The sequence below is a fragment of the Parvularculales bacterium genome (assembly GCA_036881865.1).
GTDB lineage: Bacteria > Pseudomonadota > Alphaproteobacteria > JAPOUT01 > JBAJNM01 > JBAJNM01.
Genome location: JBAJNM010000045.1, coordinates 1 through 15,775 on the forward strand (window position 1 = coordinate 1; position 15,775 = coordinate 15,775).

13 protein-coding genes, 1 tRNA gene and 1 pseudogene are annotated in these 15,775 nt (G+C 49.8%); all 15 read left to right on the top strand.

The window, feature by feature from the left end:
- Positions 1 to 141 (top strand): elongation factor Tu (gene tuf, locus V6Z81_08700; GenBank protein ID MEG9862543.1); only part of this gene is annotated, 141 nt, incomplete at its 5' end.
- Between the two features lie 53 nt (positions 142 to 194).
- A tRNA-Trp gene (locus V6Z81_08705) sits at positions 195 to 270 on the top strand.
- Positions 271 to 358: 88 nt separating this feature from the next.
- On the top strand, positions 359 to 556 hold the full coding sequence (gene secE, locus V6Z81_08710) for a preprotein translocase subunit SecE (GenBank protein ID MEG9862544.1): 198 nt from the start codon (positions 359 to 361) through the stop codon (positions 554 to 556).
- A 41-nt stretch (positions 557 to 597) separates the two neighbouring features.
- Positions 598 to 1,128, top strand: a complete 531-nt coding sequence (nusG, locus tag V6Z81_08715; GenBank protein MEG9862545.1) for a transcription termination/antitermination protein NusG — start codon at positions 598 to 600, stop codon at positions 1,126 to 1,128.
- 41 nt (positions 1,129 to 1,169) lie between these two features.
- The gene (gene rplK, locus V6Z81_08720; protein ID MEG9862546.1) at positions 1,170 to 1,598 is read left to right on the top strand and encodes a 50S ribosomal protein L11; all 429 of its coding nucleotides are present in this window, start codon (positions 1,170 to 1,172) and stop codon (positions 1,596 to 1,598) included.
- Positions 1,599 to 1,600: 2 nt separating this feature from the next.
- Positions 1,601 to 2,308 carry a 50S ribosomal protein L1 gene (gene rplA, locus V6Z81_08725; protein MEG9862547.1) on the top strand — a complete coding sequence of 236 codons (708 nt, stop codon included), beginning with the start codon at positions 1,601 to 1,603 and terminating at the stop codon, positions 2,306 to 2,308.
- 24 nt (positions 2,309 to 2,332) lie between these two features.
- Positions 2,333 to 2,842: a 50S ribosomal protein L10 gene (gene rplJ, locus V6Z81_08730; protein MEG9862548.1), complete on the top strand. Its 510-nt coding sequence runs from the start codon at positions 2,333 to 2,335 to the stop codon at positions 2,840 to 2,842.
- A 340-nt stretch (positions 2,843 to 3,182) separates the two neighbouring features.
- Complete coding sequence (gene rplL, locus V6Z81_08735) at positions 3,183 to 3,563, top strand: 50S ribosomal protein L7/L12 (protein MEG9862549.1); 381 nt, start codon at positions 3,183 to 3,185, stop codon at positions 3,561 to 3,563.
- 287 nt (positions 3,564 to 3,850) lie between these two features.
- Positions 3,851 to 5,410 (top strand): annotated as a pseudogene (locus V6Z81_08740) (DNA-directed RNA polymerase subunit beta).
- A 116-nt stretch (positions 5,411 to 5,526) separates the two neighbouring features.
- Entirely contained in the window at positions 5,527 to 7,881 is a 2,355-nt protein-coding gene (gene rpoB, locus V6Z81_08745) for a DNA-directed RNA polymerase subunit beta (protein MEG9862550.1), read from the top strand.
- Positions 7,882 to 7,955: 74 nt separating this feature from the next.
- Positions 7,956 to 12,209 (top strand): DNA-directed RNA polymerase subunit beta', encoded by a 4,254-nt coding sequence (gene rpoC, locus V6Z81_08750; GenBank protein ID MEG9862551.1) that lies wholly within the window; start codon positions 7,956 to 7,958, stop codon positions 12,207 to 12,209.
- A gap of 480 nt (positions 12,210 to 12,689) precedes the next feature.
- Positions 12,690 to 13,061, top strand: coding sequence for a 30S ribosomal protein S12 (rpsL, locus tag V6Z81_08755; protein ID MEG9862552.1), 372 nt, complete (start codon positions 12,690 to 12,692; stop codon positions 13,059 to 13,061).
- A 15-nt stretch (positions 13,062 to 13,076) separates the two neighbouring features.
- Entirely contained in the window at positions 13,077 to 13,547 is a 471-nt protein-coding gene (gene rpsG / locus V6Z81_08760) for a 30S ribosomal protein S7 (GenBank protein MEG9862553.1), read from the top strand.
- A gap of 30 nt (positions 13,548 to 13,577) precedes the next feature.
- Positions 13,578 to 15,656 carry an elongation factor G gene (gene fusA, locus V6Z81_08765; protein MEG9862554.1) on the top strand — a complete coding sequence of 693 codons (2,079 nt, stop codon included), beginning with the start codon at positions 13,578 to 13,580 and terminating at the stop codon, positions 15,654 to 15,656.
- Between the two features lie 50 nt (positions 15,657 to 15,706).
- The coding region (locus tag V6Z81_08770; GenBank protein ID MEG9862555.1) for a hypothetical protein at positions 15,707 to 15,775 on the top strand (69 nt) is incomplete at its 3' end.

Consider the following 15,775-nt stretch of genomic DNA (forward strand, 5'->3'; position numbering starts at 1 on the left):
GAGATGGTTATGCCGGGAGATAATTGCAAGATGGAGGTTACGTTGATCTCACCGATAGCGATGGAGGAGAAGTTGCGCTTTGCTATCCGTGAGGGTGGCCGGACGGTTGGTGCGGGCATCGTATCTAAAATCCTGGAGTAGTCCGGAATAGGCGAAGTGCTCATGGTGAGTAACGCGTCCGGGTTCAGAATCGGAGGAGTGTAGCTCAGCTGGTAGAGCATCGGTCTCCAAAACCGAGGGCCGGGGGTTCGAGTCCCTCCACTCCTGCCAATAGGGGGCCACCGGTTAGGAAAGAGTGAAGGCCGGAGAGTGAGAAGTAGGTGGTGAAAGAAGAGAGAAGCGGATCAGGAACAAAATCATGGCAAAAACAAAACCGTTAGAGTTTATACAGCAGGTACGTTCGGAAACCTCCAAGGTAACATGGCCCACCCGCAACGAAACCGTTGTAACGACGGTCATGGTGTTCATCATGGTTTTTCTGGCGGCGATATTTTTCTTGCTGGCAGATCAGGTTCTTAATTTTGTCGTGAAATATTTGTTGGGCGTTGGCGCGTGAAGCACACGCAGTCGGGAACAGAGGAATAAGACATCAAAGCCATGGAAAAACGCTGGTACATCGTACATACCTACTCCAACTTTGAGTACAAGGTTGCTGATGCCATTCGGGAGCAGACGGTGGCGGCCGGTCTTGAAGATCAGATTGAGGAGGTGCTTGTACCGACGGAAGAGGTCATCGAGGTTAAACGCGGACGCAAACAGAATGCGGAGCGCAAGTTTTTCCCGGGATATTTGCTGGTCAGGATGGAGATGACGGACGAAGCCTACCATCTGGTCAAGGGCTTGCCTAAAGTAACGGGTTTTCTGGGGAGTAGTACAAAACCCTCGCCGGTCAGCCAGAGGGAGGTAGATCAGATCAGGTCCCGGGTACAGGAAGGGGTAGAGCGGCCCAGGCCTTCTGTGACCTTTGATATTGGAGAGCAGGTTCGGGTGGCAGATGGTCCGTTCGCTTCTTTCAATGGTCTGGTAGAGGATGTGGATATGGAGAAGGCGCGTTTGAAAGTGGCGGTGTCTATTTTTGGTCGGGCCACGCCGGTGGAATTGGAATATGGACAGGTTGAAAAACTGTAGGGCATACAGCCGGCGTACAAACTGTAGAGTGTAATGAGAGAATTATGGCGCAGATAGCAGGTTATTTGAAAATGCAGGTACCCGCGGGGCAGGCTAACCCCTCGCCTCCCATTGGTCCGGCACTTGGTCAGCGGGGCTTGAATATTATGGAGTTCTGCAAGGCTTTCAATGAAGCCACTCAGGGGTTGGAGCAGGGCATGCCCGTACCGACAATGGTCACAATATACGCCGACAAGAGTTTTACCTTCACCACTAAAACTCCGCCGGCTGCATGGTACTTGAAAAAGGCGGCCAATCTTAAAAAAGGGGGTTCAACCCCCGGACGGGAAATTGCGGGGAAGGTGAGTGTCGCGCAATGCCGTGAGATTGCGGAAACCAAACTGCAAGATCTGAACGCCACCGATCTGGATGCGGCGACAAAAATTATTATGGGCTCGGCGCGGGCCATGGGGTTGGAGGTTCAGGAGTAATCATGTCAGCCAGAGGCAAACGGTATAAAAATTCCGCAGAGGGTGTATCTCGTGATGAACTGTACTCTCTTGATGCGGCGGTCGGGATTATCAGGAAAGGGGCGACGGCCAAATTTGATGAAACCATAGAGCTGGCCGTTAATTTAGGTGTTGATCCCCGCCATGCCGATCAGATGGTGCGGGGTGTATGCAATCTGCCCAATGGGTCCGGCCGGACGGTCCGGGTGGCGGTTTTTGCAAGAGATGCCAAAGCGGATGAGGCGCGTGAGGCGGGGGCTGATATTGTGGGCGCGGAAGATTTGATAGAGCAGGTTCAGGGGGGGGCGGTAGATTTCGACAGATGTATTGCCACGCCGGACATGATGCCTCTTGTAGGGCGTCTTGGTAAGGTGCTTGGGCCTCGCGGTCTTATGCCGAACCCTAAAGTTGGTACGGTGACGGCGGATGTTGCGGAGGCCGTTAAAGCGGTCAAGAGTGGTGCGGTTGAGTTTAAGGTTGAGAAAGAGGGTGTTGTGCAGGCGGGTATTGGCAAGGCAAGTTTTGAAGAAGAAAAAATTGCCGGGAATATACGCGCCATGATGGACGCCCTTCAAAAGGCGAAACCATCGGGGGTGAAGGGCACTTATGTGAAGCGCATTGCCTTGAGTTCCACTATGGGGCCGAGTGTCAGAATTGATCCGGCAAGCGTTTCAGGCGGCTTGGGTGCGTAAGGGACCGTGAGGAGATAAAGAGTCGTGAATAGAGCGGAAAAAGCACAGGAAGTATCGTCACTGCGGGACGTCTTCGCCGGTCCGGGAACGGTCATTGTGACGCACTATAGCGGGCTGAATGTATCCCAGCTGACGGATTTGCGTGGACGGATGATGGAAAGAGGGGCGGCTTTTCGGGTTGTCAAAAACCGTCTGGTGAAACTGGCTATAGTGGGAGCGGAGGCTGAAGGTCTTGGAGATTTGCTTACGGGGCCGACAGCGATTGCTTTTTCGGAAGATCCGGTGGCGGCCCCCAAAATTGTTGCTGATTTTGCTAAGGAACACGAAAACCTGATTATTCGGGGCGGCATCATGGGGGATGTACTTCTCGATGTGGCAGCTGTTAAGGCGCTGGCCGATTTGCCGTCTCTGGATGAGCTGAGAGGGCGTTTGGTCGGTATGATACAAACACCGGCCACGCGTATTGCCGGTGTACTACAGGCTCCCGCCGGACAACTGGCCCGCGTCATGGGTGCATACGCGGCAAGTGATTAAAACAGGAGTAGAACAGACAGTGACTAAAACAGGAGTGTACAGGCAGTGAATGGAGCAGCACAGACAGTGGTTAAAACAGGAGTAGAACAGGCAGTGACAGGAATAGTACAAGCCGTAATACAAACCCCCGCCGGGCAACCCCCGTTGGGCTCATTTGTACACAAATCCTCACCGGAAAACCGGCCGGCATCATGGCCCCATACAAACATAGTACACCCGCTAACCCCCATGATGGCACCACTCGCCCGGCAAAAATTAAATATGAATGAAATCAAGTAGTTAGAAAAACGATATTGAAAAAAATGTTAGCATTAGCAAACACTCAGGAAAGGGTTGAACAATGGCTGATTTGCAAAAGATAGCGGATGATCTCTCCGGCCTTACGGTAATGGAGGCTGCGGAGTTATCCAAAATGTTGGAAGAGAAGTGGGGCGTATCGGCGGCAGCGCCGGTAGCAGTCGCAGGCGTTGCGGCACCTGCCGGTGAAGATGCCGGTGGGGCAGAGGAAAAAGATTCCTTTACCGTTGTGATGACCTCTTTTGGTGATAAGAAAATCAATGTCATTAAAGAGGTGCGTACAATAACAGGTCTTGGTCTCAAAGAAGCCAAGGAATTGGTAGAAGGTGCGCCCGGTGACGTAAAAGCGGATGTGCCTAAAGACGAGGCCAACGAAATCAAGGAAAAACTTGAGGCGGCGGGTGCCACTGTGGAGTTAAAATAATCTGTGAGTGGCGCCATAGGGTCGCGCACTCGGGTGGTGCATAAGCAAGCAGAGCGTGTAGCGGGCTTTTTGGCGGTGCGGGCGGCGCCGGAAGGCCAATTGCCACTTTGATGAAAGCGCCGTAGCGGTAGTTGCATTGATGGTTAGTGTACCGTTTTGTTGCAGAGAAGAATAGCTCAGCAAGACACAACTCAGGTAAATACAACAAGGAATAGAATATGTCTCAATCTCTCGTCAGTCAAAGGCGGCTTCGTAAATCGTTTGGTCGCATTCCGCAAATTGCGGAGATGCCTAATTTGATTCAAGTGCAGAAATATTCGTATGACCAGTTTCTGCAAGTAGAAGAGCCGGAGGGCGGGCGATTAGATCATGGATTGGAGGCAATCTTTCGTTCTGTTTTTCCTATTGAAGATGTTGCGCACATCTCTCAGTTAGAGTTTGTCCGTTATGACTTTGATACGCCGAAATATGACATAGAAGAATGTCGCCAGCGCGATATAACCTATCAAGCACCTTTGAAGGTTAAAATGCGTCTGGTGGTTTTTGAAAACGATGAAGAAACGGGCGCACGCTCCATTCGCAGTATTAAAGAGCAGGATGTCTATATGGGTGATATTCCGCTTATGACAGACAATGGCACGTTTGTTGTGAATGGAACCGAGCGGGTGATTGTCTCTCAGATGCATCGTAGCCCGGGAGTCTTTTTTGACCATGACCGTGGCAAAACTCATGCGTCAGGTAAGTTGCTTTATGAAGCGCGGATTATTCCTTATCGCGGGTCTTGGATAGATTTTGAGTTTGATCCTAAAGACCTTGTTTATGTGCGTATCGACCGTCGGCGAAAATTGCCGGTAACCACGTTATTTTATGCGTTAGGCATGACCGCAGATGGAATTTTGTCAGAGTTCTACAATAGCGTGAACTATACCCGCACGAAGGATGGTTGGCGGACGGTCTTTTCGGGTGACAAAGTACGGCCTTATCGATTGCCTACGGATCTGGTTAATGCTGCTGATGGTAAAACTGTCGTAGAGGCGGGGCGTAAACTGACGCCGCGTCTAGCCAGACAGTTGGCCGAGGATGGCTTGAAAGAGATTCTTGTGCGTGATGAAGATTTGGATGGGCAATATATGGCTAAAGAAATCGTCAACATGAAAACTGGCGAGATTTTGGCTGAGGCGGGTGAAGCTATCTCCCTTGAGTTGTTGGGGGCACTTGGTGAGGTAGGTCACGATAGCCTTGATATCTTAGATATTGATCATGTAACCACAGGGGCTTTTATTCGCAACACCCTTGCTAATGATAAATGCACGGATCGCTCTCAAGCGTTGCAGGATATCTATCGGGTTTTGCGCCCGGGTGAGCCACCGAATCCTGAGACGGCGGAGGCTCTTTTTGAAAATCTGTTTTTTAACTCGGAGCGTTATGATTTATCTGCTGTAGGTCGCGTCAAGATGAACATGCGGCTTAATCTTGAGGTTGATGATACGGTTCGGGTTTTGCGTCGGGAAGATATTCTTGAGGTTGTGAAAACCCTTGTTGCCTTACGTGATGGTAAGGGCGAGGTTGACGACATTGACAATCTTGGCAACCGGCGGGTTCGCTCGGTGGGTGAGTTGATGGAAAATCAATATCGCGTGGGCTTGTTGCGCATGGAGCGCGCTATTCGGGAACGCATGGGGTCCGTGGATGTAGACATTGTGATGCCTCACGATCTTATCAATGCTAAGCCGGTAACGGCAGTCATTCGGGAGTTCTTTGGTTCTTCGCAGTTGTCGCAATTCATGGACCAGACCAATCCTTTATCTGAAATTACTCACAAGCGGCGTTTGTCAGCGCTGGGGCCGGGAGGTTTGACCAGAGAGCGGGCGGGCTTTGAGGTACGCGATGTACATCCGACTCACTATGACGTATCTGTCCGATTGAAACGCCAGAAGGTCCCAATATTGGCCTCATTAACTCTCTGGCGACGTATGCCCGTATTAACAAGTATGGCTTTATTGAAAGTCCCTATCGTCGGGTGCGAGAGGGTCGCATTACAAAGGAGGTAACGTATCTCTCAGCCATAGAGGAAAATCGCTATCACATAGCACAAGCTAACGTGCCTTGCGATGAAAAGGGTAATTTTCTGGAGACTCTGGTGAACTGTCGTATTGCGGGTGACTTTGAAATGGTAGCCCCTGATAAGGTGGACTATGTGGACGTCTCACCCCGTCAGGTTGTTTCTGTTGCAGCTGCTCTTATTCCGTTTCTTGAGAATGATGACGCCAACCGTGCTTTGATGGGGTCTAACATGCAACGCCAAGCGGTGCCTCTTATGAAGACGGAAGCACCTTTAGTAGGTACGGGTATGGAATCTGTTGTTGCGCGGGACTCTGGAGCAGCGATTGGAGCGCGCCGTGCAGGCATTGTAGATCAAGTTGATGCTACACGTATTGTTATACGAGCTACAGAAGAAAAAGATCCCTCTCGTTCGGGTGTGGATATTTACAACCTGCTCAAGTTCCAGCGCTCCAACCAAAACACGTGCATCAATCAGCGACCTCTGGTACGGGTTGGTGATGAAGTGGCTGCTGGTGAGATTATAGCGGACGGTCCGTCCACTGATTACGGAGAGTTGGCTTTGGGGCGTAATATCCTCGTGGCATTCATGCCGTGGCATGGATATAACTTTGAGGATTCTATTTTGGTCTCTGACCGGGTGGTGCGGGATGACGTATTTACGTCGATCCATATAGAAGAGTTTGAAGTAATGGCTCGGGATACTAAATTGGGGCCGGAGGAAATTACGCGGGACATTCCCAATGTTGGTGAGGAGGTTTTAGCCAATCTTGATGAGTCAGGTATTACCTATGTGGGTGCAGAGGTGCATCCGGGAGATATTCTGGTAGGCAAGATAACCCCTAAGGGGGAGACTCCCATGACACCGGAAGAAAAACTATTACGGGCGATTTTCGGTGAGAAAGCATCAGATGTTCGCGATACCTCTCTTAGGTTACCGCCCGGTGTTGCGGGTACGGTCGTGGAGGTGCGGGTGTTTAATCGTCACGGCGTGGATAAAGACGAACGGGCTATGGCTATTGAACTGGAAGAAATTGAACGTTTGAAAAAAGACCGTCAGGATGAATGGGTTATTTTTCAGCGTAATATGTATGCACGTTTGGCGACTGTGTTGCTGGGCAAGAAAGTGGCGTCCGGCCCTGCGGGGGTGGAGGCTAACCAAAAAGTAACCCAGACTATGTTGGATGGATTACAGCGGGATAAATGGTGGGAGATTGCCCTTGTAAATGAGCAGAGCCTTGCCGAAGTAGAGGCCATGCGTCAGCAATATGATGAGGCACGGGCGCGTTTGGATAAGCGCTTTAATGATAAGGTTGACAAAGTGCAGCGCGGTGATGAATTGTCTCCCGGTGTTATGAAGATGGTCAAGGTGTTTGTTGCCGTTAAGCGTAAAGTTCAACCAGGCGATAAAATGGCAGGCCGCCACGGTAATAAGGGTGTTATTTCAAGAATAGCACCCATGGAGGATATGCCTTATCTGGAAGATGGTACACCGGTTGACATTGTGCTTAATCCGCTAGGTGTGCCGAGCCGAATGAACATTGGACAAATTATGGAGACTCATCTTGGCTGGGCCTGTGCGGGTCTTGGGCAGCAGATTGGAGAGTTGTTAGCGCGAGCCCGTAGCAACGGGGATGTTAAATCTTTGCGGGGACGATTGACAGATATCTATGGTGACCATTCAGCCATTAAGTCGTTAGACGATGATGATTTGATGGATATGTCCAATAATCTTGGTAATGGTATCCCGGTTGCTACGCCGGTGTTTGATGGCGCTCATGAAGAAAATATTGTAGATTTGCTGGAAGAGGCGGGTCTTGAGTCATCCGGTCAGGTGACCCTTTATGATGGTCGCACTGGAGAGGCCTTTGACCGTGAGGTTACTGTAGGTTACATCTATATGCTGAAGCTGCATCATCTGGTCGATGATAAGATTCATGCGCGCTCCATTGGGCCTTACAGTCTTGTTACTCAACAACCTCTGGGTGGTAAGGCTCAGTTTGGCGGTCAGCGCTTTGGGGAAATGGAAGTCTGGGCACTAGAGGCTTATGGCGCGGCGTATACGTTGCAAGAAATGCTAACGGTAAAGTCCGATGATGTTGCTGGTCGTACAAAGGTTTATGAGTCCATTGTGCGGGGAGATGATACGTTTGAAGCGGGTATACCTGAAAGTTTCAATGTTCTGGTCAAAGAGATGCGGTCTCTTGGCCTTAATGTTGAATTATCAACTCAACCTATAGATCAGGAAAAATCTTAGGGTTTTAGGGACGACAAAGCTAATTAACAAAATATGACAATTACGGTTTTTGTGCCGTGCAAGGAGTTATTCTCATGAAGCAGGATATCGCAAATATCTTTGGTGCCCCGGCACCTAGTCAAAATTTTGACCATATTCGTATCTTTATCGCTAGCCCGGAGCGGATACGTTCGTGGTCATTTGGAGAGATAAAAAAACCGGAAACCATCAACTATCGTACGTTCAAGCCGGAGAGGGATGGTCTTTTTTGCGGTAGGATTTTTGGACCCGTGAAGGACTATGAATGTTTGTGCGGTAAATACAAACGGATGAAATACAAAGGGGTTATCTGCGAAAAGTGCGGTGTGGAGGTGACTTTGGCCAAAGTGCGTCGAGAGCGCATGGGGCATATAGAGTTGGCGGCCCCTGTGGCGCATATCTGGTTTATGAAATCTCTGCCTAGTCGCATTGGTTTGTTGTTGGATATGACGTTGAAAGATCTAGAGCGGGTTTTATATTTTGAGCAGTTCATCGTCACCGAGCCTGGCATGACGCCGCTGGCCCCCTATCAGATGTTGACGGAAGAAGATTATATTGCTGCTCAGGATGAATATGGTGAAGATAGTTTCACTGCTGGTATTGGGGCTGAGGTTATTCGTGAATTGCTGATGGGGCTTAACTTGGAGGAACTACGGGATACGTTGCGCCGTGAGATTGCTGAAGCTACAACCGAACTAAAACCGAAGAAGCTGGCCAAACGGCTGAAAGTAGTTGAGGCATTTATACACTCCAATAATCGTCCTGAATGGATGGTATTGACGACCATTCCTGTGATTCCACCGGATTTGCGTCCGTTGGTGCCGTTGGATGGCGGACGTTTTGCAACCTCAGATCTTAATGACTTATATCGTCGGGTGATTAACAGAAACAATCGCCTCAAACGGTTGATTGAACTGCGTGCACCGGACATTATCGTGCGTAACGAAAAGCGTATGTTGCAAGAATCTGTAGATGCCTTGTTTGACAATGGTCGTCGGGGCCGGGTTATTACCGGAACTAATAAGCGTCCCTTGAAATCTTTGGCGGACATGCTGAAGGGTAAGCAAGGGCGCTTCCGTCAGAATCTTCTGGGTAAGCGAGTGGACTACTCGGGCCGTTCGGTGATTGTAGTAGGGCCTGAGTTGAAACTACATCAGGTGGGCATTCCCAAAAAGATGGCGTTGGAACTCTTCAAACCATTTATTTATTCTCGTATGGATGCCAAAGGCTTGTCGGTGACGGTTAAGCAATCTAAGAAAATGGTTGAGAAAGAACGTCCGGAAGTCTGGGATATTCTGGAGGAAGTTATTCGCGAGCATCCGGTGCTGGTTAACCGTGCCCCGACCTTGCATCGCCTTGGTGTTCAGGCCTTTGAGCCGGTTCTTATTGAAGGTAAGGCTATTCAACTGCATCCGTTAGTGTGTACAGCGTTTAATGCTGACTTTGACGGCGACCAGATGGCAGTTCATGTGCCTCTTTCTCTTGAAGCACAGCTGGAGGCGCGAGTGTTGATGATGTCTACCAATAACATTCTGCATCCTGCTGATGGTACGCCTGTTATTGTGCCCAGTCAGGATATTGTGCTGGGACTCTATTATACGTCTATGGCTAATGAGGGCGAAGTAGGTGAGGGTATGACGTTTAGTGATATGGCAGAGATTGAACATGCCCTTGAAAGTGGTGTTGTGACATTGCATACCAGAATTAAGGCGCGTCGGGTGCGGGTTGATGAGTCTGATCAGGAGATAAGCGAAATAGTAGAGACAACGCCCGGACGTATGAAACTGGGCGAACTTTTGCCGCGTCATCCTAACGTGCCGTTTGGATTAGTTAATCAGTTGCTGACCAAACGTGAAATATCAACAATGATTGATACGGTTTATCGTCATTGTGGGCAAAAAGAGACGGTTATTTTCTGCGATCAGATTATGTCATTGGGTTTCAAAGAGGCCTGTAGGGCGGGTATTTCCTTTGGTAAGGATGACATGGTTATTCCTGAGGAAAAAAGCAAATTGGTAGAAGAAACCCGTCAACTCGCTAATGAATATGAGCAGCAATATATTGACGGGCTGATTACGCAAGGAGAAAAATACAACAAAGTTGTGGATGCGTGGGCTAAGTGCACGGATAAGGTTGCTGATTTTATGATGGAAAAAATATCGGCTGTTGATGTCCATGAAGGGGCAAAGGATGAAAAGCCGGTAAACTCTATATACATGATGGCGCATTCTGGTGCGCGTGGCTCACCGGCTCAGATGAAGCAGTTGGCAGGTATGCGGGGTCTTATGGCTAAGCCGTCAGGCGAGATTATTGAGACGCCGATTATTTCCAACTTTAAAGAGGGTCTGACGGTTCTGGAGTATTTTAACTCTACCCATGGAGCGCGTAAGGGGTTGGCTGATACGGCTCTTAAGACGGCGAACTCCGGTTATCTGACGCGGCGGCTTGTTGATGTAGCGCAAGATTGTATCGTCAATGAGGAGGATTGCGGCGCAAAATCTGGTATTACGTTAACGCCGGTCATTGATGCAGGTAATGTGGTGGTATCTCTGGGTCAGCGTGTCTTGGGTCGTGTTCCGTTGGAAAATGTAGTAAATCCGGCGACCGGCGAAGTGTTGGCCCTGGCGGGAGAAATCATCGAAGAAGAGCAGGTGGACTATATTGATGCGGCGGAAGCGTTGCAGTCCATACAGGTACGTTCGGTGTTGACTTGTGAAACTCGTATTGGGGTTTGCGGTAAATGCTATGGCCGGGATTTAGCGCGTGGTACGCCAGTGAACATCGGTGAAACGGTGGGGATTATTGCGGCGCAATCTATTGGCGAGCCGGGTACGCAGCTAACCATGCGTACGTTCCATATTGGCGGCACAGCTCAGGTGATGGACCAGTCTTATATTGAGAGTAGCGCCAACGGACGCATTGCCATAGATAACCGCGAGGTAGTTAAAGATTCCAGTGGTGCTCTGGTTGTTATGAGCCGCAATGTTCGGGTGCGGGTGATGGACAGCGATAATCTGGAACGTGCTTCTTATCGTTTAATGCATGGGGCACGTTTGTTGGTAGATGAGGGTGATACGGTAGAGCGTGGTCAGCGTATCAGTGAGTGGGACCCTTATACGGCTCCTATTTTGACAGAGGTTAATGGTGTTGTGGGTTTTGAGGATATGGTAGATGGCGTTTCTGTTCGGGAGACTGTTGATGAGGCTACCGGTATTACTCAACGTACCATTATGGATTGGCGAGAAAGTCCCAAGGGGGCTGAGTTAAGGCCTGCAATTGTGATTAAAGGTGCTAAGGGTGAGGTTCTCACTCTTGAGAGCGGTCGTGAGGCGCGTTATCCTTTGGCGGTTGATGCTATTCTTTCAGTTGAGGATGGGGCGGATGTTCACGCTGGTGATGTGTTGGCCCGTATTCCGACAGGAGGTGCGAAGACCCGTGATATTACGGGTGGTCTGCCACGGGTTGCAGAATTGTTTGAGGCGCGTCGTCCTAAGGATCATGCTATTATTGCTGAAATATCGGGCACGGTTGAGTTCGGCCGCGATTATAAAAACAAGAGGCGGATTATGGTTCATCCGGAGAATGGTGGTGATCCTATTGAATATCTCATTCCTAAGGGGCGGCATATCCCGGTTCAAAATGGCGATGTAATTCAAAAGGGTGACTATCTTCTGGATGGTGACCCGGCTCCCCACGATATTCTGGCTATCTTTGGTGTAGAGGAGTTGGCAGCGTATCTTGTCAAGGAGATACAAGATGTATATCGGCTACAAGGTGTTACCATCAACGACAAGCATATTGAGGTTATTGTGCGTCAAATGTTGCAGAAAGTTGAGATACAAGCGCCAGGTGATTCAGGGTTACTGGCGGGTGAGCAACTTGATCGGATTGAGTTTGTAACCCTTAACGAAGAAATCAAAGTGAAGGGCGGTGAAGAGGCAACTGGTGTACCTGTCTTGTTGGGTATTACGAAGGCTTCTCTGCAGACGCGGTCATTTATTTCAGCGGCTTCCTTTCAGGAGACAACTCGTGTGCTTACCGAAGCAGCAGTGACAGGCAAGGTGGACCGCCTGTCTGGCTTGAAGGAGAATGTGATTGTTGGGCGGCTTATTCCGGCGGGTACCGGCGGTATCTTGCAGCGATTGCAAGGTGAGGCGATGGCCAGAGACGAGGCCTTGCTTGAGAAACGGGCTGCTGAGGCGGCATTGGCAGCTGAAGTGACAGGCGAAGAGGCTGGTGAGGGTCTGGTATTTTCCGGTGATGGAGCAGGTTTCGAGGCTGGTGTGGAAACAGGCCCGGAAGCCGCTTAACTCTCTGTTTTTCGGCAATTTTGATCCTACATAAGGCTGGGTTAGGCCTTGTGACTCTCCCCTAAGTAACTCTCCCGTGTCCTATCTGTGATCTTTTAGCGGTTTGGGCATTTGCCGGTTGACAGTGGGTAGGGGTGGGAGTACATTTTGCGCACTTTTGTGCCGTATCTCACTTGATATCTATAAGAGTTACGGCACAGGGTCGGGGCTCCTGTGAAACAGGGGAAAACAATGAGCTTATACCCTGAAGGCTCGCAGGAGGGTGAAGCACCAAACTGGGGGCCAGTCTGGAGCGCACCTTCTCTTTTTCTATGGCTTTTGGCACTGTAGATGCCTCTTAGCAGTTGTAGTGGTTGAAGTAGTAGTACAAAGTTAGCGTTGTGGCTCTATGTTTTGGTAAAGCCATAAGACTTGGTGAAATAAAAACAAAACAGAGTACTCTTGTTATCTGGCAGAGGACTCATTCATTAAAGGTGATCTATGCCGACGATCAATCAGTTGGTTCGCAAGCCACGCAAGAAGGTTGTGAAGCGCAACAAAGCGCCCGCTATGGATGCGTGTCCGCAAAAGCGGGGCGTGTGTACTCGGGTTTATACAACAACACCGAGAAAGCCTAACTCTGCGTTGCGTAAGGTGGCTCGTGTGCGTCTGACCAATGGTCATGAGGTTACCGGCTATGTGCCTGGCGAGGGCCATAATTTGCAGGAACATTCGGTGGTAATGATACGGGGTGGGCGCGTGAGTGACTTGCCGGGGGTGCGGTATCACATCATCCGTGGTGTTCTGGATACTCAGGGCGTGAGCGATCGCCGGCAACGCCGTTCTAAATACGGCGCTAAACGTCCTAAATAGTAAGGCCCAATCCTCATGTCCAGACGTCATCGCGCAGAAAAAAGAGACATTATTCCTGATGCCAAATATGGGGATACCGTTCTTGCTAAGTTTATGAATAGCCTCATGCGGGACGGCAAAAAGTCTATCGCCGAGCGTATTGTTTATGGGGCGTTTGAAGTTATGGAAAAAAAATCGGGAGAACACCCTCTAACGCTGTTTCGTTCGGCTTTAGATAACATTATGCCCACCGTTGAAGTGCGCTCGCGTCGGGTAGGAGGCGCCACATATCAGGTTCCGGTGGAGGTGCGCCATGATCGCCGTCAGGCGTTGGCTATTCGCTGGATGATTACCGCTGCGCGTGCGCGCAGTGAGAACACCATGGTAGACCGGCTTTCTGGCGAGCTTATGGAAGCGGCTAACAATCGGGGTGCTGCAGTGAAAAAGCGCGAAGATACACATCGCATGGCGGAAGCTAACCGTGCATTTTCTCATTATCGCTGGTAAAGCGCATCAACACCCGCAAGGTTTACTCTCATGACTCGCAAAACTCCCCTTCAGGATTATCGCAATATTGGCATTATGGCTCATATTGATGCTGGTAAGACCACCACAACGGAGCGGGTTTTATATTATACTGGCGTGAGCCACAAGATAGGAGAAGTCCATGATGGGGCCGCTACCATGGATTGGATGGAGCAAGAGCAAGAGCGTGGCATTACGATCACCTCGGCGGCTACGACGTGTTTTTGGAATGAAAAACGTATCAATATCATTGATACACCGGGGCATGTGGACTTTACCATTGAGGTGGAGCGCTCTTTGAGGGTTTTGGATGGCGCGGTTGCGGTTTTTGACTCGGTGGCGGGTGTTGAGCCTCAATCTGAGACGGTCTGGCGGCAAGCTGATAAATATGGCGTGCCACGTATGTGTTTTGTCAACAAGATGGATCGCCTTGGCGCTAATTTTTTCCGCACGGTGGATATGATCGTTGATCGTCTGGGCGCTGTGCCGTTGGTGACTCAATTGCCAATTGGCAGTGAGGCGGAGTTTGAGGGCATTGTTGATCTGGTTCGCATGGAAGAGGTCATCTGGCACAATGAAGAGCTGGGGGCTAAGTACGATTACCGGCCTATTCGGGAGTCTCTGCAGGAGCAAGCGGTGGATTATCGCACCAAATTGATTGAGGCGGTAGTTGAGCAAGATGATGCGGTTATGGAACTATACCTTGAGGAAGGTAAAGACCCGGATGCGGAAGCCATCCGCCGTTGCATTCGCCTTGGAACGTTGTCGCAGGCTTTTGTGCCTGTATTGTGCGGGAGTGCTTTTAAGAACAAGGGTGTTCAACCGCTTTTGGATGCAGTTGTTGATTATATGCCATCTCCTGTAGATGTGCCGGCTATTCGCGGTGTTGATCCTAAGACAGAAGAAGAGGTTGTTCGTAAATCTGAAGATAGTGAACCTACGTCTCTGTTGGCGTTTAAGATAATGAATGATCCTTTTGTGGGTTCTCTTACGTTTTGTCGTGTTTATTCGGGCATGGTTGAGAGTGGCTCGTCGTTACTTAATTCGGTTAAGGACAAGCGGGAGCGTATTGGGCGCATGTTGCAGATGCATGCCAACTCCCGCGAGGACATAAAGGAAGCTTATGCGGGTGATATTGTAGCCATCGCGGGTTTGAAGGATACAACGACGGGGGATACGTTGTGCGATGCTACTAGGCCGGTTGTGCTGGAGAGAATGGAGTTTCCCGACCCTGTTATTGAAGTAGCCGTGGAGCCAAAAACCAAGGCTGACCAAGAAAAGATGGGTGTAGCGTTAAATAGATTGGCTCAGGAGGATCCGTCTTTTCGGGTTTCCAGTGATGTGGAGTCCGGTCAGACTATCATCAAGGGTATGGGAGAATTGCATTTGGATATTATCATTGACCGCATGAAGCGCGAGTTCAAGGTTGATGCCAATGTTGGGGCACCTCAGGTTGCATATCGGGAGACGTTCTCCAAAAAGGCAGAGTTGGATTACACCCACAAAAAGCAGACCGGCGGTGCGGGTCAGTTTGCTCGCATGAAAATCATTGTGGAACCTCAAGAGCCGGGTGATGGTTACGAGTTTGAAAATAAAATTGTTGGTGGTTCTATTCCTAAGGAATACATTCCGGGTATTCAAAAAGGCATAGATAGTGTTCGCGATGGGGGTGTTTTGGCGGGCTTTCCGGTTATTGACTTCAAGGTCACGCTTATTGATGGGGCCTACCATGATGTTGACTCCAGCGTAATGGCTTTTGAAATTGCGGCGCGGGCGGCCTTTCGTGAAATTGCGCGTGATGCGGGTGCGCGGTTGCTGGAGCCAATTATGCGGGTTGAGGTTGTAACGCCCGATGATTATATGGGTGATATTATCGGTGATCTTAACAGTCGCCGTGGTCAGATCAGCAGCACCGAGCCTCGTGGTAACGCCACAGTTGTTAATGCCATGGTGCCGCTCGCTAATATGTTCGGTTATGTTAATACATTGCGCTCCATGTCTCAGGGGCGTGCTCAGTACACCATGCAGTTTGACCGTTACCATCCGGTACCTCAGGCGGTATCTGATGAAGTGTTAGCGAAATTTGCTTGATGCATGAAAAGAATAAACAGGAATAAGAAGGTATAAAGGGAAGAAAGATTATGTCCAAGGAGAAGTTTGATCGATCGAAGCCGCATTGCAACATAGGAACGATAGGCCATGTTGACCAC